The following is an 18,261-nucleotide window of genomic DNA, read 5'->3' on the forward strand; positions in this document are numbered from 1 at the left end:
AACAAAAACAAACATAAAGGTGGTGATGGGCATGGGATGGTTTAGTAATCCGAAGCAGTCAGAATCAAGTAATGACTTAATCGTTAATGCATTAAATAAATCATTAGCGGTTATTGAGTTTGAACCCAGTGGCAGAATAATTACGGCTAATTCAAACTTTTTAAATGCAATGGGATACCGTTTAGAGGAAGTGCAAGGGCAGCACCACTCTATGTTTGTTGAACCAGATGAAGCACAAAGCAGCGAGTATAAAAATTTTTGGCAACGTTTGCGCGGTGGTGAGTTTATTTCTAATGAGTTTAAGCGTCTTGCTAATGGAGGGCGAGAAGTATGGATCCAAGCTACCTATAACCCAATTATTGATAGCCAAGGGCAAGTGCTAAAAGTAATTAAATTTGCTACCGACATTACCGAACAAAAGAAACAGGCCGCTGAAGCGCAAGGCCAACTTGAGGCAATTAGTAAATCTCAGGCGGTGATTGAGTTTAATCTTGATGGCACAATTATTACTGCCAATGACAATTTTTTAAATGGTTTAGGCTATCAACTTAGCGAAATAAAAGGCCAGCATCATAAATTATTTGTCGACCCAGAATACGCTAAAACAAACGAGTATAAACAATTTTGGGATAAGTTAGGACGAGGCGAGTACGACTCGGGCGAGTACATGCGAATAGGCAAACAAGGGCAAGAAATATGGATTCAAGCCTCTTATAACCCTATTTTCGATTTAAACGGCAAGCCTTATAAAGTTATTAAATACGCCAGTGATATCACCGCGCAAAAACAGCTAGAGCGAGAGTCTAAAAAGGCTGCCGATTTAGCAAGTGCGTTAACTGTTTGCCAAGCCAATGTGATGATTGCCGATAAAGACCTAAATATTGTATTTGTAAACGATCAGGTTAAGTTAATGCTCAAAGCGCGAGAAACTGAGTTGCAAGGTGTGCTACCTAGTTTTTCTGTTGATAATTTAATAGGCACGTGTGTTGATGATTTTCATAAGCACCCAGCTCATCAACGCGAACTATTAAAAAACTTAAAACAACCTTATAAAACTGAGTTACGTTTAGCGGGGCTTATTTTTAGTTTAATTGCTACACCGTGGATAAACCATGAAGGTAAGCATTTAGGCACCATTGTTGAGTGGGAAGATATTACCGATAGCGTAGCAAAAGCAGAGCAAGAACGTGCTGAAGCACAAGAAAACTTACGAGTAAAACAAGCCCTTGATACCGTAGCAACAAACACCATGATAGCCGATGCTTCAAATGTAATTGTATACATGAACAACGCGGTTAAATCGATGATGAATATTGCTGAAGATGATTTGAAAAAGGAGCTGCCAAACTTTGATAGCACCAATTTAATGCAGCAAAACATTGATATATTCCATAAAAATCCGGCTCATCAACAAAACCTACTAGCTAAGCTTACAACAACTTACCGAGCCGAAATAAAAGTAGGCGGGCGTACCTTTGGTTTAGTTGCAAACCCTATTTTTACACCAGAACAAGAACGCATAGGCACCGTAGTTGAGTGGGAAGATAGAACGGGCGAAGTTGCAATAGAAAAAGAAATTGCACAATTAGTCAGCGATGCAGGTAATGGCGATTTAGAAACCCGAGTAGATGAAAAAGGTAAAGAAGGCTTTTTCTTACGCTTAGCGCAGGGCTTAAACAGCTTAGTTGAAATTGTGGATGATGCCGTTAGTGATACCGCGCAAATGCTTGATGCAATGGCCAATGGCGACCTATCAAAACGCATAGAAAAAGAGTATCAAGGCTCGTTCGATAAGCTCAAGCAAGATGCTAATACCACAGCAGATAAATTGACCGATGTGATTAACCGAATTAACTCATCGGCCACGTTAGTAGCCAGTGGCGCAGAGGAAATTTCGCAAGGCAACGCTGATTTAAGCCAGCGTACCGAAGAACAAGCTTCATCACTTGAAGAAACCGCCTCAAGTATGGAAGAAATGACCAGTACCGTAAGGCAAAATGCAGATAACGCAAAAGTCGCTAACGATTTAGCCGAAGAAACCTGCGAGAAAGCAATTCAAGGTGGTGAAGTAGTTAATAGAGCTGTAACGAGTATGTCGGCCATTAACGAGTCGAGTAAAAAAATTGCAGACATTATTGGCGTGATTGATGAAATTGCCTTTCAAACTAATTTACTGGCACTTAACGCCGCCGTTGAAGCAGCTAGAGCGGGTGAGCAAGGCCGTGGCTTTGCCGTTGTTGCTGGTGAGGTGCGTAATTTAGCGCAGCGCTCAGCTGGAGCAGCCAAAGAAATTAAAGAGCTTATTAGAGACAGCGTTGCAAAAGTTACCGATGGCTCTGTGCTTGTAAATGAGTCGGGCGAAACACTCAGAGAAATTGTTTCAAGCGTACAACGTGTTACGCAAATGATTTCGGATATAACCGAAGCCTCTGAAGAGCAAAGCGCAGGTATTGAGCAAGTTAATAAAGCGGTTGCCCAAATGGATGAAATGACCCAGCAAAATGCGGCACTTGTAGAAGAAGCGTCTGCGGCGGGCGAGTCAATGGCTGAGCAAGCAAACGAGATGCGTCAGTTATTGCACTTTTTTTCACTCGGGCAGCAAGGCATAAACACATTGCCAAATACGCACTTTGAACGCTCAGCGCCCCCTGCGCGCCAACCTAGTGGCTATTTAAAAAATACCCAACCCAAAGGCGAAAACTTTATAGACTCAGCAGATGAATGGGAAGAGTTTTAGTCATTACTGGCTTGCTAGTTAATATCCTAGCAAGCCTGCTTTACAAGGGATGGTATGACAATGAAAGAATTTTTATGTACCGATAAAGATTTTAAAGACATTGCCACTTTAGTTTATAACGCGTGCGGAATTGTGCTTGGCGATCATAAACGCGAAATGGTGTATTCCCGCTTAGCAAGAAGGGTAAGAGAGCATAAACTTAAAAACTTTTCTCAATACTTAGAGTACTTACACAATAATAAAGAGGCTGAGTTTGACGCATTTATTAATGCTATTACCACTAACTTAACCTCCTTTTTTAGAGAGCCCCACCACTTTGAGTTTTTAAAAAACACCATAGTGCCGCAGTTACTTAGCAGTAACAAAGTAACAAAACGAGTACGCGTATGGTCAGCGGGTTGCTCTACAGGCGAAGAGCCTTACAGCTTAGCAATAACCCTTGCCGATTTATTCCCAAGTTCTTGGGATGTAAAAATTTTAGCAACCGATTTAGATTCTAATGTATTAGCCAAAGCACAAGCGGGTATTTATACCGCGGCTAATGTAAATGGCTTAGAAAACAATGTACTTAAAAAGTGGTTTCTAAAAAGCAAAGATGGGCAAACATATAAAGTAAAACCACAGTTAAATAAGCACATTTTTTTTAAACGCCTTAACCTTTTACAAGAATGGCCTATGAAAGGGCAGTTTGACTTAATTTTATGTCGTAACGTGGTTATTTATTTTGATAAAGAAACAAAAGACACCTTGTTTAAACGTTATGCAAATGCACTTAATCGTGACGGTTATTTGTTTTTAGGGCACTCAGAGAGTATGGGAAAAGAGCATTCTGAGTTTAAAAATTTAGGGAAAACCATGTATCAAAAGCAACACAATGCACGCACAGTTTAGGCCGGTGCTCCCAGGGTTTGAACATATAAAACGTTACTGGGATGCAGGGCGCACAAGCGTGGTGGCAAAAATATTACCTGGCGAATTTTATGTATCAAAAAATGATGAGCTTATTTCCACAGTGCTTGGGTCGTGCATAGCCGCGTGTGTTTACGATGAAAAAGCCGGTATAGGTGGCGTAAATCATTTTATGTTGCCGGTAAAAAAAGGCCTAGAATCAAACAGTGCCCATAGTTTGAGCTGCCGCTACGGAAATTGGGCAATGGAATACCTGATCAACGAAGTACTCAAAGGTGGTGCTGCGCGAAAAAATTTAAAAATAAAACTCTTTGGTGGCGGCAAAATAATTAGCGCAATGACCGACATAGGGATAGGTAATATTAGCTTTGCCAATGCGTATATTCAGGAAGAGTCGCTCAATCTTGTTGCACAAGATATGGGGGGGCCGTGGCCTCGAAAAATTTTTTTTCATCCGCATACGGGCAAAGTCCACGTAAAAAAGCTGAAGAATTTGCACAACAATACAATTGAAAAACGCGAAGTGCGTTACCTGCAAAACCTTAAGCAACAAGATAAAGCCACCGAGACTAACATAGAGCTGTTTTAGGAGCCGTAATGGTTAAAGTTCTGATAATAGATGATTCACCACTGATAAGGCGTTTGCTGAGCGAAATATTATCTCAGGCTAGCGATATCGAGGTTGTTGGCTGTGCTGAAGACCCTTATCAAGCACGAGAAATGATTAAATTGCTCAATCCGGATGTGCTTACCCTCGATGTAGAAATGCCAAAAATGGACGGCATTAGCTTTTTAAGAAACTTAATGCGCTTAAGACCTATGCCCGTTGTGATGATTTCTACACTAACCCAGCAAGGCTCGCCTATCACCTTAGAAGCGCTTGAGCTTGGTGCAGTGGATTTTATTGCCAAGCCAACTGTGAATGTTAAGCAGCAAATGAGTCAATATGCATATGTTGTGCAGCAAAAAGTGCGTGTGGCGGCAGGTGCAAGGGTAAGAAGTTTTAAAAAGGTAAGCACCGTAAGTGAGCCTTTACCTAGCAATGCACAATTTTTATTAAACAAGGTAATAGCGATAGGGGCTTCAACAGGGGGCACAGAAGCAATAAAAGAAGTGCTTATAAAAATGCCGACCAATTGCCCTGCGATTGTGATTACCCAGCATATTCCTCCGGTATTTAGTACCTCGTTTGCCCAGCGTATGGACCGCACCTGTGCAATTAACGTAAAAGAAGCGCAGCACGGCGACAAGCTCACTGCGGGATGGGCTTATATAGCCCCAGGTGGTTTGCACTTAAGCATAAAAAAAAGAGGGGCAAGTTTATATTGCGAGCTTGATGATTCTGAGCCTGTTAACCGCCATAAACCGGCAGTAGATGTATTATTTAACTCTTTACTTGAGTGCGGCGCAAAAAACATTGTGGCAGCGTTACTAACCGGTATGGGGAGCGATGGAGCAAAGGGCTTGCTTAGTATTAAACAAGCGGGTGGTTACACCATTGCACAGGATGAGTTTTCTTCTGTGGTGTGGGGAATGCCCAAAGCGGCGGTTGATTTAGGTGCCGCTCACGAAATTGTTGCGCTTGATAAAGTGACCCAGCGCTTATTGCATCAGACTATAAAAGTGTAATTGCTACTGAATAACCCACGGCTGCGAAAACCAATAGTAACTACCAGGGTGCTCAATAGAAGGGGCGGTACAATTAAAGCGTGAACGGCCTTTATTTAGCGCCTTTGGCGAGTCAATTTTTACAGTTGTGTCGCTTACCCAAGTTAACTTAGCCTGCCCAACACTTGATACATAACACGCAAACTGACTTTTATGAAAATCACCCATTTCAAACTCAATGCTGAGCGTTGGTGGGTTTTGTGAGGTTACACTGTCTTGGTAATCTAGGGTTTTAATACTAAACGCCCGAGAGTTTAATTTTGTAATTAACGTATCTAATTTACTGTAAAAGCCAGAGGCTGGAAAACGCGGTAAGCGGGTAAAGTTAGCGTTTTTATTTACAGCGCCTGAGTGCTGACCAATGCCAATAAAGCCAAGCTCTTCTACAAGCGTTTGTAGTTTGTTATTAAACTCACCATACGGGTACGCTAGGTATTTATAGTCGTGGCCTATTTCTTCTTTAATACGCTGTTGAGAATGCAAAATATCTTGTTTTATACGTGCTTGCCACTGTGCATCGCTCTCATCTTTTAGCTTAATATGCAGGTAGTCATGCTGGGCAGTGTGATTGGCAATTAACGCCCCTTTGCCTGCGAGCTCTTTTAATTTATCCCACCCCATTACGTAGCCTTTGCCTTCATCAATAAGGGTAGGGTTTACAAAAATAGTATAGGGGTAACCAAATTTTTCTAAAATAGGCGCAGCTTGTTCGTAGTTATTGTTGTAACCATCGTCAAAGGTGATAGCGACTGTTTTCTCAGGTAATGTTTTGCCTTGTTGTATAGCGCTTATTAGCTCATTTAGTGCAATAACATTAAAATTATGCTCTTTTAAGTAGCTCAAATGCTTGGTAAACGTATTTGCGCTTACACTGGTCACAGCGGGAAGGGTTTCGCTTACATGGTGATACTGTAAAATAACCGCCGCATGAGCACGTACTGATAAACAAATGAGAGTAATTAAAACTAAATGAAACAATTTCTTAAACATAATAAGGCACACCATAAAAGCTTGCTGTTGCTAGCGGGTCCAATGATATTATCAAATATTACTGTCCCACTGTTAGGAATTGTTGATACCGCTGTTATTGGCCACTTAGGTAGCGCACATTACTTAGCGGGCATCGCACTTGGCTCAGCTGTTATTTCTATTTTATTTTGGCTCGCCGGTTTTTTACGTATGAGCACCACAGGGTTAGTGGCCCAAGCATACGGGCAAAATAACTTAACACAGTTGGCAGCGCTTTTAAAACGCAGCTTATTGCTTGCCGTGTGTGTGGCGTTAGCGCTTATTGCCTTATCGCCCTTGATAAAACAAGCCATTGCATTTTTATCAGGCGCAAATAGTGAGGTTCTTGCTCAAGCATATCAGTATTTTAGTATTCGTATATTTAGTGCCCCTGCCGCACTTTGTAATTTAGTGCTGCTTGGCTGGATGCTTGGCGTACATTATGGGCGAGGGCCATTTTACTTGCTGTTAGTGACCAATATTACCAACATAGTGCTCGATATATATTTTGTGGTGTATTTAGACTGGGCAGTAGCGGGAGCTGCGTGGGCGTCGTTAATTGCAGATTACAGCGCGTTGGCTTTTGCGTTGCTACTAGTGATTAAGCTCGCTAAAAAGCAAGGCGTGGAGCTAAGCGTGCCCAACTGGCTCAGTGTTAGCAAAATGGCAGAGCTACTTAGTTTAAATAGAGATATATTTATTCGCTCTTTAATTTTGCAATTATGCTTTAGCTTTATGACCTTTTATGGCGCCCGCATAGGCGAAACAACGCTTGCAGCAAATGCCGTGTTACTTAATTTTTTAATGTTAGTAAGCTTTGCACTTGATGGAATAGCCTATGCAAGCGAAGCCAAAGTTGGTCAAGCTAAAGGTCAGCGAAGCGTTAATAACATTAGATTGTGGGTAAAAATAAGTGTGTTTTGGGGTATGCTTTTTGGCGTGTTATACAGCGTATTTTTTGCTGTGTTTGGCAGCGCTATTATTAAGCTTTTAACCAATGTACCCGAGGTGATAGAAGCTGCGACAAATTACTTACCGTGGGTAATAGTATTGCCTATGTTAGCAATGAGCTGTTTTTTGTTTGATGGCGTATTTGTAGGGCTCACACGGGCAAAAAATATGCGTAACAGTATGATTCTTTCAGCTGCTGTTGGCTTTTTTGGGGTGTTTTGGGTGTTTATAGAGTGGCAAAATAATGCGTTATGGCTGGCTATGAGTTGCTTTATGCTTATGCGCGGCGTTACGTTAATTATTAAGTATTTGCAGTTAAAAGCAACTAATCAGCTGCTAGATTAAGCGAACGTGTCATTTCCATAGGTCGGGGTCGTGATCTTTTGGCCCCATATCTTTTAAAACTTGCGAGAAACGATTGGCAAAAATACCGCTATAACCCCATGCAGCAAAAAATAATGCCGGGATTAAAATAACCACACCTATAATTTGTAAACTAAAGTGAGTGTAGTAGCCAAGGGCAATAAATATCACGGCTAGCACAAACAGTGCTAAGCCGCGAAAAAAGCGCGTTAAACTCAACTTAGGGTTGCTCCCTAAGCGATAAATAAGCGGCTTTAACATTATTGCTTAGTAATAAGAGTGATCGCCCGCTTGGTGCTCGGTAATGTCGGCAACACCGGTGATTTCATCAAACTTTACAATCATTTCTTTCTCGATGCCTTCTTTAAGCGTTACATCGATCATAGAACAGCCATTACAACCACCACCAAATTGAAGTACTGCAATACCTTCAGCGGTTACTTCAACTAGGCTTACTTGGCCACCGTGGTTAGCTAGCTGTGGGTTTACTTCGGTTTCTAGCATGTGTTGAACACGCTCATTTAGCGATGCGTTATCGCCTAGTTTACGTGCCTTTGCATTAGGCGCTTTTAAAGTTAACTGAGTGCCCATTTTGTCGGTAACAAAATCAATTTCAGCTTCTTCTAAAAAAGGAGCGCTTTCTGTATCTACTACGGCATCAAAACCATTAAAGTTAAGACGAATATCGCTGTCTTCTACGGCGTCTTCTGGGCAATAAGAAACACCACATTCCGCTTGTGATGTACCAGGGTTTACAACAAACACACGAATATTAGTTTGTTGTGCTTGATCTGCTAAAAGTTTAGCAAAATGCGCTTGTGCTGTTTCGGAAATAGAAATCATAAAACCGTCTATACTTGACTAAATTACTCGGATACTGCATATCATACTCCGCTCATCGTGTTGCGGCTAGTGTTGAGCGTAAAAAGTTGGCATCTATTTTAAGCAATGCTAGCGTGCAAATAACAAACATTTTTAGAGTGATTTATATGCGCTGGATAGTAACTATAATGGTGGCAATGCTTAGCTTTTCAAGTATGGCAAAACCACTTTCGTATTATTTTGAACAAGATGTAGAGTTTGATAAAACAATACCCACCCCACAAGACGTACTTGGTTACGAAGTAGGTGAGTGGCATGTAAGGCACGACCAACTGGTGCGTTACATGGAAATTCTAGCGCAAAAAAGTAATCGTATAAATTTTGAAGTAATAGGGCGCACACACGAGCAACGTCCGCTTGTGATGCTAAGTATTAGCAGCGCTGAAAAACTAGCTAACTTAGAGCAAATTCGCCAAGCGCACTTAGCCCGTTTAACAAACAGTGAGCAAGCTAAAAACACACAAAATGAGCCTGCTGTAGTTTGGATGGGATACAGTGTGCATGGCAATGAGTCATCAGGCAGCAATGCCGCTTTATTGGTTGCGTATTACCTTGCTGCAGCGCAAGGCCCAGAAATAGAAAAACTATTAAATAATACCGTTATTTTGCTCGACCCATCACTTAACCCTGATGGCTTGGCTCGCTTTGCCAATTGGGCTAATAGTAATCGGGGGATGAACTTATCAAGCGACCCTAAAACGCGTGAACACGTAGAAAGCTGGCCAAGTAGCCGTACAAATCACTATTGGTTTGATTTAAACCGCGATTGGTTATTACTACAACACCCAGAGTCGCGTGCACGCATTGCTAAATTTCATCAATGGAAGCCAAATATTCTTACCGATTTTCATGAAATGGGCCCAAACAGCAGCTACTTTTTTCAACCTGGCATTGCCAGTCGCAAGCACCCAATTACCCCAGATGAAAACGTAACGCTTACTAAAGCCATAGCCAATTACCATGCTAAAACTTTAGATAAAAATAATGCCCTTTATTTTACCGAAGAAAGCTTTGACGACTTTTATTACGGCAAGGGTTCAACCTACCCCGATGTAAACGGCGGTATAGGTATTTTATTTGAGCAAGCCAGCTCGCGTGGGCATGTACAAGAAACCATAAATGGTACGCTTACGTTTCCTTTTACTATTAAAAATCAGTTATTAACAAGCCTATCAACCTTTAAAGCAGCGGTAGATAACCGCGAGGCGCTATTAACCTATCAGGCAAAATTTTATAACCAAGCAGTTGATTTAGCACATGATGAAAGTTTTGAAGGCTATGTGGTTGAGGGCGCTAAAGATAGCACCCGGATTAAACTATTTTTAAACCTGTTAAAGCAGCATCAAATTAACGCCTATCCACTTACAAAAGCGCTAAAAGCCAATGGCAAAAACTTTAGCACCCAGAGCTATTTTGTGCCGTTAGCTCAGCCACAGTTTCGTTTAGTAAAAGCTATTTTTAGTGAGCAAAAAAGTTTTGCCGATAACACATTTTATGATGTGTCAGGCTGGACACTCGCCCATGCTTTTAATTTAGAGTTTGCACAAGTAAAAAGTAGTTGGGGCTTAGAAGTAGCCAGCACTGCGTGGCAAAAAGCAGTTAAACCATCATTTGCTGCGTTAAAGCAAAGTTATGCATTTGGCTTTGCCTGGGACGATTACTTAGCGCCTAAAATGCTAAATAGCTTGCTAAAGCAAGGCATTAAAGCGCGTGTCGCGTTAAGCGCCTTAACAGCTAAAAGCAGCACCACCGAAATAGACTTTGCACCTGGCAGCATTATTGTCCCCGCAGGGCTGCAAACAAACCCTGATTGGGTGGCTATTTTAAACGATGCTCAAACCCAGTCTGGTATTGCGATAAAGCCTATTACCACTGGTCTTACAGGGAAAGGCGCCGATTTAGGCTCGCGCACTATGGCGGTATTAAACGAGCCAAAAGTACTGCTTGTGGGCGGTAAAGGCGTAAGCCAATACGAAGCGGGTGAAGTATGGTATTACCTTGACCGCTTTGTTGGTATTTCTCCGACCATAGTAGAAATGGAGCGTTTAGGTAGCTTAGATTTAAATAATTACAGCCACATTGTACTAGCTAATGGCAATTATTCGGGCTTAGCCGATAGTGATAAAGTTGCTATTAAAAGCTGGGTAAGAAAAGGCGGCGTAATTTGGGGCCACAAAGGCGGCGCTAAATTTTTAGCTGATCAGCAATTACTCAAGGCTAATTATTTATCTAGGCAAGATGTAGCCAGCGCTTTTAATACTCAAGGGCTAAATTACGCAGATAAAGATCATTTAGCTGGGCGACAACGTATAGCCGGCGCTATTTTTAATACCGATGTAGACACCACGCATCCACTAACGTTTTCGCTTAATCGTGAAACGCTGCCTGTATTTAAAAATAGTACCTGGTTATTAGAAAAATCATCCGCCCCGTTTGTAAACATACTCACTTACCCGCAAAAACCACTATTAGCAGGGTTTACCGATGGCGTAAATGAGCAGCAAATTGCCGGTGCAGCAGCCATGATGGCCCACTCATACGGGCGTGGCAGTGTTATTGCGATGACAGATAACCCTGTATTTAGAGGATACTGGTACGGCACAAGCCGATTACTCAGTAATGCTTTATTTTTTGGCCACACATTTAGAGTAAGAGGTGATTAACTACCCCTTTAAAGTGGCGTTAAACACGTAGCAAAAGCCCAGACTTGTTTAGCGCCCGCTTGCTTTAATACCCGGGTAGCCGCGTTAAGCGTGGCGCCTGTGGTCATTACATCATCTACAATAACCACCGTTTTACCGCTCATATCTTGTGTACATACAAAGGCATTTTTTACATTTTTAACCCGCTTAGCTCTAGATAATTGTGACTGTGCTTGCGTGGCTTTATTGCGTATTAGCGCATTACTTATACAAATATGTTTTGCCAAACACGGTTGCCACACTTGGCTTACCTGATTAAACCCGCGCGTTAAAAAGCGCCCTCGGTGCAAAGGTAAAATAATAGCTATGTCGGGCTGGGTAGTTAAATTTTCAAAAAACACCGTTAGCTGGCGTTTAATTACTTGTTGCAGCGCTTTTTTATAGTGAATTTGATTATTAAATTTGAGCCGTTTAAGCCAATGCTCAAATGGGGGCTGATAAAAAGCACAGGCAAAGAGCTTATCAAACTCGCAATGCGGAAACATTTCTACAATATCCGGGCGGTGCAATAAATTACTGTGCTTATTTAAATCAAACACGCTTAAATCCGCTAAGCAATAGTCGCACAACCCCTCTTGAGCACTAATAACTCCCTGACACTGCACGCAATAAGAGGGGAATAACCAATTAAAAAATGAGTGTTGCATTGGCTGCTCCTTGCGTTGCTTTCGTCAATGTAAGCGTTATGATGTGGCTAAGTTTGGTTAAGGTTAGGCAAATATGCAAAGCGAGTTAGTTTTATTACATGGTTGGGGCATGAACCAAGGCGTATGGCAATTAGTGCAGCCAGAGTTGACGTTTTTATACAGTGGCTCGGTGCGCAGTATTGATCTGCCTGGCTTTGGCAACAGCAATAGCTGCCCAAGTCCTTATAATTTACACGATGCAGCTGAAATCGTAAGCGAGCAACTTAGCCCTGGCTCTATATTAATGGGCTGGTCGCTAGGAGGATTGTTTGCACTTTATATTGCTAAACATTGGCCAAATAAAGTATCAAAAGTAATTTTAGTTGCCTCAAGCCCTTTTTTTGCCGAGGCAGATGATTGGCCTGGAATAAAAGCCAGCGTGCTTGAGCAATTTAAAGAGCAATTAGTTAATCACCGAGAAAAAACCATAGAGCGCTTTTTAGCTATTCAGGCCATGGGTAGCGAGTCGGCACGCGATGATATAAAGCAGCTAAAGCTCTTGCTAAATCAGTACAGCGCGCCTAAAAGTGAGGCATTAAGTGCGGGCTTAAATATTTTACAAAATGATGATTTACGCAATGTATTTGCGCATTGCCCAGTGCCTGTAAAAGCGATATTTGGCCGTTTAGATGCGCTGGTACCTTACAAAGCAATTAATAAAATGGCAGCACTAAATACTGAGTTTGAATACGAAGTACTAGATAAAGCCTCCCATGCACCGTTTATTTCTCATAAAAAAGAGTTTTTATCTGCCGTTAAATCAATGCTTTAAAATAGCCTAAAGAAAGGTACTGTTTAAAGCTTTATTTTGCCCATGAAGTGAGCGATAATTAAACAATATTTATTTTTTGGAGGTACAGCATGGCTATTGGTTCAGTATTTAATAGTGGTGTAGAAGGGTTTAATCGTGCAAGCCAAGGTATAGAACGAGCAAGCGCAGAGATAAACCGTGCCACCATTGAAGAGCAAGACGATACGCAACTAGCCCAACAGCGCCAGTTAACAGCTGCGCGACCTGAAGAGGCTGTAACAGCGCCTGTTGCACAACCAGCTCGGGTTGACGAAGCGCTTGTTAATTTAAAAGTTGAAGAGTTTAATGCCAAGGTAAACACGCAATCTATTCAAACAGCAGATGAAGTGCTTGGTACGCTAATCGATATTAAAGTTTAAACGTTATGAATATTGTCACGCCATTTCCGTCTATCAATATAAACACTGCCAATGTTTATACGGAAACCGCTCGGCGTGACAACCAACTGCGCGAAGTTATTCCTGCCCCTGCACCCAATAGCGCCAGTAATACCGAAACCAAAGCACAAAGCGATGCTGATAAAGCAAAACTGCCAAGCAGTGCAGAAGCCGCCACCTATGATGCAACCGGTAAACTCAGTGATGAGCAAGCTGTTGAGCAGCGCCAGCAAGGCAGCGAAGATTCAGATAGCGAACAGCAACAAAACCAACAAGCAAGCGAAGACACCCCCGAAGAAGAGCAAGATCAGCAACAGCTAGAATTAGAACAACAGCAAATCGAAGAGCTTAAAGCGCGCGATACTGAAGTGCGTGTGCACGAACAAGCTCATGCATCGGTGGGTGGGCAGTATGCAGGCTCACCAAGTTATGAATACCAACGTGGACCAGATGGCACTAATTACGCTGTTGGCGGTGAGGTACAAATTGATGTATCTGAAATCCCCGGCGATCCGCAAGCCACTATAGATAAAATGCAAACGGTACGAGCAGCCGCACTTGCCCCTGCTGAACCTTCTAGTGCCGATAGAGCCATTGCCGCTGATGCAACCCAAAAAATGGCCGCAGCGCAAGCTGAATTATCAGCCCCTGCTGACGATGAAGCGCAAGCACAAGAGCCACAAAGTGCGTTGTCAATAAACGAAACCAGCACCGCTGAGTCTCAAAGCGATACTAATACCGAGCAATCACGCGACCCAGAAGTAGACGCACGAGCTGGCCGTATAGCTAATTTTTATCAAATGACTAGCTCACCCCAAAACGAGAGTGGTTTTTCTGCGTTTGGTTAACACCAGCTAAGCATAATTAAAAAAGCCGCTCACTGAGCGGCTTTTTAGTTTAAGGAGTCATCACTTAATGAAGCAAAAGGGTATTATTTTTTTACCTTTGCATTAGCAAATGCATCGGCAAAGGCATTACCCATCATGGCGTTACCGTTATCGCGCTTTGGTTTTGCTGCACGCGGTTGCTGGCCCTGATTACTGCGTTGCTTTTGTGGCGCGGCAGCGGGTTTATTGCTTGTGTCTATTTCATCATCTAAGCGCATAGTAAAGCTAATGCGTTTACGTGGGGCATCTACCTCAACCACTTTTACTTTTACAATGTCACCGGCTTTTACTACTTCGCGCGGATCAGAGATAAACTTATTAGTAATTGCCGAAATATGCACTAGGCCATCTTGGTGAACACCTACATCAACAAACGCACCAAAGTTAGCAACGTTAGAAACCACACCTTCTAAAATCATACCGGGTTTTAGGTCTGTGATTTTTTCTACACCGGCTTTAAATTCAGCAGTTTTAAACTCAGGACGAGGATCACGCCCAGGCTTATCTAGCTCTTTAATGATGTCGGTAACGGTAGGTAAACCAAACTTCTCGTCGGTGTAGTCATTAGCAACCAGCTTATTTAAAAACTCGCTATTGCCTATTAAGCTATTTACATCAAGGTTGTTACGCTCACAAATAAGTTTAACAACAGGATAAGCCTCAGGGTGAACTGATGAGTTATCAAGTGGGTCTTTACCCTGATTAATACGCAAAAAGCCTGCTGCTTGTTCAAACGCCTTTGGTCCTAAACGCTCAACTTTTTTAAGTTCGCTACGCTTAGTAAACGTGCCGTTAGTGTCGCGGTAATTTACTATATTTTGCGCTAAGGTTTTATTTAATCCCGATACGCGAGTAAGAAGCGGCACCGAGGCCATATTTAAATCAACACCCACAGAGTTTACACAGTCTTCTACCACTGCGGTTAGTGTTTGGCCTAATTGGCTTTGCGAGACATCGTGTTGGTATTGGCCTACACCAATTGATTTTGGCTCAATTTTAACAAGCTCGGCAAGTGGGTCCTGCAGGCGACGCGCAATAGATACCGCGCCACGTAAAGACACATCTAAGTTAGGAAATTCATTCGCTGCAAATTCAGACGCAGAGTAAACAGACGCGCCGGCTTCGCTTACCATAATTTTGTTTAATTTAAGCTCAGCATTGGCCTTAATAAGTTCGCCTACTAGCTTGTCAGACTCGCGTGATGCGGTTCCGTTACCAATCGCAATAAGTTCTACTTTATGCTGGCGACATAGTTGCTCTAATGTACGTAACGATTTTTCCCAGTGATTTTGTGGTGCGTGAGGGAAAATAGTTTGGGTTGTAAGCAATTTACCTGTGCCATCGACTACGGCAATCTTACAGCCAGTTCGCAAACCAGGATCTAGACCAAGCGTGGTACGCGGCCCAGCAGGGGCGGCCATAAGTAAGTCTTTTAAGTTTTTAGCAAATACATCTATAGCGCCGGTTTCGGCTTTTTCTCGCATGGCTGCTAAAAATTCATTTTCTAGGTGTAGGCCAAGCTTTATTTTCCATGCCCACTGCACAACACTTAATAGCCATGCGCTAGCTGCTTTATATTTCACATCTAAGCGGTAGTGATCAGCAATCATTTGCGCGCATAGCTGGGCTGCATTTTCGCTGCTTGGCTCTGGGTTAATACTCAGCTGCAAAATACCTTCGTTACGCGCGCGCAACATAGCAAGTGCGCGGTGAGAAGGGACCTTTTTAAGAGGTTCTTGATGGTCAAAGTAGTCGCGGTATTTACTACCGGCTTGCTCTTGACCGTCAATAAGAGTGCTTTGTATAGCGCCGTGTTGGCTAATGTGGCTTCTAAATTTAGCTAATAACTTGGCATCTTCTGCAAAGCGTTCCATTAAAATAAATTTAGCGCCATCCAGGGCTGCTTTGGTATCAGCAATGCCTTTGTCGGCATTTATAAACTGCTGCGCTTGTTGCTCTGGCTCTAAGTTTGCGTCGTTAAATAGCGCATCGGCAAGTGGCTCAAGGCCTGCTTCAATGGCTATTTGCCCTTTGGTACGACGTTTAGCTTTATAAGGAAGGTATAAATCTTCAAGCTCAGTTTTACTTTGTGCGCTGGTTATATCGGCACTAAGTGCTGGCGTTAATTTATTTTGTGATTCGATGGTTGATAAAATAAAGCTGCGGCGCTCTTCCAGCTCTCGCAAGTACGACAAACGTTGCTCTAAAAGGCGTAATTGCGTGTCGTCTAATCCACCGGTAATTTCTTTACGGTAACGCGCAATAAAAGGAACCGTTGCGCCTTCATCAAGTAATTTTGTAGCAGCAACAACTTGTTGCTGTTGTGCATTTAGCTCAGTGGCTAAACGTGCAGAGATATCGCTCATGCATAAACCTTTTAATACAAAAAATAAAACCAGAAAATCCCTCTGGTACTGTTATACCCAGCTTATTAAAGTTGCTATTTAATGAGTTTGGTAGGTATTTATTAGTTGAATAATATCACAGCAGGTTGTAATAAAAAGCTCTTAAAGCAAGCAATTTTGCTTGCTTTAAGATGGTTGGCTTGGCTGAGCTTACAAAGCGTAAAAGCGCGCTTTAGTGAGGGTGCTCTACGCTTTCTAAAACATCACTAAACGTGTGAGCAATAGGGGTAATATGCACTGGAATGTGTAACGTTTTAGCTATTTGACGCGCCGAAATTAACCCGCATATTTCGTTATTAGTGGTTGTTGCTAATAAAAACATGCTGCCTTGATGCTCCATTGTTTGTAGTGCATCGCCAATACTTGCATAGCTTAGGCTTTGCATACTTACGCCATTAAGTTGGCTAATAGGTGTCATAATGTAGCGTAAGCTCACTTCATTGCGGCTGGTATTTAAACGCTGTGCAATGGCCGTAATTTTAGCACTTTGTAGGTCGGCACTTGAAACAATACCAATTAATTTTTGCGCATCATCAGTCACCAATACATAGTCAGAATGCTCTGCTAGTACTTGTTTAAGCGCCTCGCTAATAGGAGTGTCGTATTGAGCGCGAATTGGCGTTTTTTGGGTAAAGTTATTGATTACGGTTAAAGCCGGAGATGTTAAATCAATAGTGGCTTGTTGATCTTCAAACGTGCTTGCAATAACGCCATGAGAAATATTTTGGGTACGTAATTCTTTAAAGTTAGACATAGTAGTCACCTTATTAGTTATAAAATTTAATCAAAAAGTAAAATTGTGAATTAAATTAAATAGCTAGGTGGACCACGTTGATATGCCGTACTAAAAGGACGGTTTAGGTTTGTACTTTGGTAAAAAGATGAAACAGCATTAGGTAGCGGTTGAAACAACCTAATAGCAAATGCATTAACATGAGAATCTAAGTCAATGTCGGGGGTTGCTTGGTCAGGAAATTCACAAGCGATAAAATGATTAGATACACTGGCGTTATCTATACTTACTTCGGTGGTATTGGCATGCAGAGTCAAACTCACACTCATTAAAAGTGCAAACAATACGGCATTACTACATATGCGCTGTACTAAGTTTGACATAGCCACTACCTTAAAAATCAGGTTAAAGATAAACCTGCTAAACCAATATATATCCTAATGAGATATATTACACAATAAAAAATTTACCTGATCTGAATCAAAGTAGTTATTTATTAATAATGTTATGGGGGGACTATTTTTGATATTCAATACTATTTACATACCATTCTTTTTTACCTTGCGGTGTAGGTACCTCAAAATCATCGTCTACTTGTTTTTTTATCAGGGCGCGCGCCATAGGTGAGTCAATTGATATGTAGTCTTTACGGTCGTATATTTCATCAGGCCCTACAATTCTAAATTTTTTAACCTCGCCTTGCTCGTTTTCTATTTCTACCCATGCGCCAAAAAATACTTTACCGTCTTGCTGCGGCGAGTAATCAATAACTTTTAAATCGGGTAGGCGTTTGCGCAAATACCGAACACGACGATCAATTTGGCGCAGTAAGCGTTTATTATATTGATAGTCTGCATTTTCTGAGCGATCGCCAAGGCTTGCCGCCCAACTCACTATTTTAGTGACTTCAGGGCGTTTAACGTTCCATAAATGGTCGTGCTCTTGCTGTAATTGTAAGTAACCTTCGCGGGTTATTAAATTTGTTTTCATGGGCTTTTATTCATTAACTCTAATGCTGTGCACGTTATTAAAATTGCTAAAATTTGTCGAGTGTAAACTTTAGGGCGTGTTGTTCTTTGATGGTCGAATTTGCAGCAGTATGTTTGGTTTTTAGGCAAGGCAGAGCCTATGAAGTGTGGTTA

The 18,261-nt window shown here is 41.9% G+C and carries 17 protein-coding genes; 9 read left to right on the forward strand and 8 right to left on the reverse strand.

Translation table 11 applies throughout. The features are described from left to right. Positions 1 to 31 precede the first annotated feature (31 nt). From AN395_RS13705 to AN395_RS13720, 4 genes are read left to right on the forward strand one after another with little or no spacing between them, the layout of a single operon-like run. Positions 32 to 2,737, forward strand: coding sequence for a methyl-accepting chemotaxis protein (locus AN395_RS13705; protein WP_054983356.1), 2,706 nt, complete (start codon positions 32 to 34; stop codon positions 2,735 to 2,737). A 60-nt stretch (positions 2,738 to 2,797) separates the two neighbouring features. After that, complete coding sequence (locus AN395_RS13710; RefSeq protein ID WP_054983326.1) at positions 2,798 to 3,628, forward strand: protein-glutamate O-methyltransferase CheR; 831 nt, start codon at positions 2,798 to 2,800, stop codon at positions 3,626 to 3,628. Then, a complete protein-coding gene (cheD, locus tag AN395_RS13715; protein ID WP_054983327.1) occupies positions 3,612 to 4,235 on the forward strand; it encodes a chemoreceptor glutamine deamidase CheD in 624 nt (207 codons plus the stop codon). Before AN395_RS13710 ends, cheD begins: the two co-directional genes overlap by 17 nt. Before the next feature lie 8 nt (positions 4,236 to 4,243). Then, on the forward strand, positions 4,244 to 5,275 hold the full coding sequence (locus tag AN395_RS13720; RefSeq protein ID WP_054983328.1) for a chemotaxis response regulator protein-glutamate methylesterase: 1,032 nt from the start codon (positions 4,244 to 4,246) through the stop codon (positions 5,273 to 5,275). Positions 5,276 to 5,278: 3 nt separating this feature from the next. On the opposite strand, the gene AN395_RS13725 is transcribed toward AN395_RS13720, so the two are convergent. Beyond that, on the reverse strand, positions 5,279 to 6,304 hold the full coding sequence (locus AN395_RS13725; protein WP_054983357.1) for a polysaccharide deacetylase family protein: 1,026 nt from the start codon (positions 6,302 to 6,304) through the stop codon (positions 5,279 to 5,281). 42 nt (positions 6,305 to 6,346) lie between these two features. Here AN395_RS13725 and AN395_RS13730 point away from each other — a divergent pair, with 42 nt between their 5' ends. Further along, entirely contained in the window at positions 6,347 to 7,618 is a 1,272-nt protein-coding gene (locus AN395_RS13730) for an MATE family efflux transporter (protein ID WP_054983329.1), read from the forward strand. A 9-nt stretch (positions 7,619 to 7,627) separates the two neighbouring features. On the opposite strand, the gene AN395_RS13735 is transcribed toward AN395_RS13730, so the two are convergent. Both AN395_RS13735 and nfuA read right to left on the reverse strand, forming a co-directional pair. After that, on the reverse strand, positions 7,628 to 7,897 hold the full coding sequence (locus tag AN395_RS13735; protein WP_029774191.1) for a hypothetical protein: 270 nt from the start codon (positions 7,895 to 7,897) through the stop codon (positions 7,628 to 7,630). Positions 7,898 to 7,903: 6 nt separating this feature from the next. Beyond that, positions 7,904 to 8,479 carry a Fe-S biogenesis protein NfuA gene (gene nfuA, locus AN395_RS13740; RefSeq protein WP_054983330.1) on the reverse strand — a complete coding sequence of 192 codons (576 nt, stop codon included), beginning with the start codon at positions 8,477 to 8,479 and terminating at the stop codon, positions 7,904 to 7,906. A 146-nt stretch (positions 8,480 to 8,625) separates the two neighbouring features. On the opposite strand from nfuA, the gene AN395_RS13745 reads away from it, so the two are divergent. Next, positions 8,626 to 11,181: a M14 metallopeptidase family protein gene (locus tag AN395_RS13745; RefSeq protein WP_200910451.1), complete on the forward strand. Its 2,556-nt coding sequence runs from the start codon at positions 8,626 to 8,628 to the stop codon at positions 11,179 to 11,181. Between the two features lie 8 nt (positions 11,182 to 11,189). On the opposite strand, the gene AN395_RS13750 is transcribed toward AN395_RS13745, so the two are convergent. Beyond that, the gene (locus AN395_RS13750; RefSeq protein ID WP_054983331.1) at positions 11,190 to 11,867 is read right to left on the reverse strand and encodes a ComF family protein; all 678 of its coding nucleotides are present in this window, start codon (positions 11,865 to 11,867) and stop codon (positions 11,190 to 11,192) included. Positions 11,868 to 11,940: 73 nt separating this feature from the next. On the opposite strand from AN395_RS13750, the gene bioH reads away from it, so the two are divergent. The 3 genes from bioH to AN395_RS13765 all read left to right on the forward strand — a co-directional run bounded on the left by bioH (position 11,941) and on the right by AN395_RS13765 (position 13,942). Further along, entirely contained in the window at positions 11,941 to 12,678 is a 738-nt protein-coding gene (bioH, locus tag AN395_RS13755) for a pimeloyl-ACP methyl ester esterase BioH (protein WP_054983332.1), read from the forward strand. Positions 12,679 to 12,767: 89 nt separating this feature from the next. After that, positions 12,768 to 13,076, forward strand: coding sequence for a hypothetical protein (locus tag AN395_RS13760; RefSeq protein WP_054983333.1), 309 nt, complete (start codon positions 12,768 to 12,770; stop codon positions 13,074 to 13,076). 5 nt (positions 13,077 to 13,081) lie between these two features. Continuing rightward, positions 13,082 to 13,942: a putative metalloprotease CJM1_0395 family protein gene (locus tag AN395_RS13765; RefSeq protein ID WP_054983334.1), complete on the forward strand. Its 861-nt coding sequence runs from the start codon at positions 13,082 to 13,084 to the stop codon at positions 13,940 to 13,942. Between the two features lie 83 nt (positions 13,943 to 14,025). On the opposite strand, the gene AN395_RS13770 is transcribed toward AN395_RS13765, so the two are convergent. The 4 genes from AN395_RS13770 to greB all read right to left on the reverse strand — a co-directional run bounded on the left by AN395_RS13770 (position 14,026) and on the right by greB (position 18,109). Continuing rightward, entirely contained in the window at positions 14,026 to 16,347 is a 2,322-nt protein-coding gene (locus AN395_RS13770) for a Tex family protein (RefSeq protein WP_054983335.1), read from the reverse strand. A gap of 211 nt (positions 16,348 to 16,558) precedes the next feature. Then, positions 16,559 to 17,140, reverse strand: coding sequence for a CBS domain-containing protein (locus AN395_RS13775; RefSeq protein WP_004588243.1), 582 nt, complete (start codon positions 17,138 to 17,140; stop codon positions 16,559 to 16,561). A 50-nt stretch (positions 17,141 to 17,190) separates the two neighbouring features. Next, positions 17,191 to 17,502: a hypothetical protein gene (locus AN395_RS13780; RefSeq protein ID WP_054983336.1), complete on the reverse strand. Its 312-nt coding sequence runs from the start codon at positions 17,500 to 17,502 to the stop codon at positions 17,191 to 17,193. A 133-nt stretch (positions 17,503 to 17,635) separates the two neighbouring features. Continuing rightward, on the reverse strand, positions 17,636 to 18,109 hold the full coding sequence (gene greB / locus AN395_RS13785; RefSeq protein WP_004588245.1) for a transcription elongation factor GreB: 474 nt from the start codon (positions 18,107 to 18,109) through the stop codon (positions 17,636 to 17,638). Positions 18,110 to 18,261: the final 152 nt, after the last annotated feature.

Origin of the sequence: Pseudoalteromonas sp. P1-30, from assembly GCF_001400005.1 — a bacterium.
Lineage (GTDB): Bacteria > Pseudomonadota > Gammaproteobacteria > Enterobacterales > Alteromonadaceae > Pseudoalteromonas > Pseudoalteromonas atlantica.

Coding starts and splice junctions, on each gene's coding strand:
- AN395_RS13705 (WP_054983356.1), top strand. CDS start 32: ATGGGATGGTTTAGTAATCCGAAGCAGTCAGAATCAAGTAATGACTTA.
- AN395_RS13710 (WP_054983326.1), top strand. CDS start 2,798: ATGAAAGAATTTTTATGTACCGATAAAGATTTTAAAGACATTGCCACT.
- cheD (WP_054983327.1), top strand. CDS start 3,612: ATGCACGCACAGTTTAGGCCGGTGCTCCCAGGGTTTGAACATATAAAA.
- AN395_RS13720 (WP_054983328.1), top strand. CDS start 4,244: ATGGTTAAAGTTCTGATAATAGATGATTCACCACTGATAAGGCGTTTG.
- AN395_RS13725 (WP_054983357.1), bottom strand. CDS start 6,304: ATGTTTAAGAAATTGTTTCATTTAGTTTTAATTACTCTCATTTGTTTA.
- AN395_RS13730 (WP_054983329.1), top strand. CDS start 6,347: ATGATATTATCAAATATTACTGTCCCACTGTTAGGAATTGTTGATACC.
- AN395_RS13735 (WP_029774191.1), bottom strand. CDS start 7,897: ATGTTAAAGCCGCTTATTTATCGCTTAGGGAGCAACCCTAAGTTGAGT.
- nfuA (WP_054983330.1), bottom strand. CDS start 8,479: ATGATTTCTATTTCCGAAACAGCACAAGCGCATTTTGCTAAACTTTTA.
- AN395_RS13745 (WP_200910451.1), top strand. CDS start 8,626: ATGCGCTGGATAGTAACTATAATGGTGGCAATGCTTAGCTTTTCAAGT.
- AN395_RS13750 (WP_054983331.1), bottom strand. CDS start 11,867: ATGCAACACTCATTTTTTAATTGGTTATTCCCCTCTTATTGCGTGCAG.
- bioH (WP_054983332.1), top strand. CDS start 11,941: ATGCAAAGCGAGTTAGTTTTATTACATGGTTGGGGCATGAACCAAGGC.
- AN395_RS13760 (WP_054983333.1), top strand. CDS start 12,768: ATGGCTATTGGTTCAGTATTTAATAGTGGTGTAGAAGGGTTTAATCGT.
- AN395_RS13765 (WP_054983334.1), top strand. CDS start 13,082: ATGAATATTGTCACGCCATTTCCGTCTATCAATATAAACACTGCCAAT.
- AN395_RS13770 (WP_054983335.1), bottom strand. CDS start 16,347: ATGAGCGATATCTCTGCACGTTTAGCCACTGAGCTAAATGCACAACAG.
- AN395_RS13775 (WP_004588243.1), bottom strand. CDS start 17,140: ATGTCTAACTTTAAAGAATTACGTACCCAAAATATTTCTCATGGCGTT.
- AN395_RS13780 (WP_054983336.1), bottom strand. CDS start 17,502: ATGTCAAACTTAGTACAGCGCATATGTAGTAATGCCGTATTGTTTGCA.
- greB (WP_004588245.1), bottom strand. CDS start 18,109: ATGAAAACAAATTTAATAACCCGCGAAGGTTACTTACAATTACAGCAA.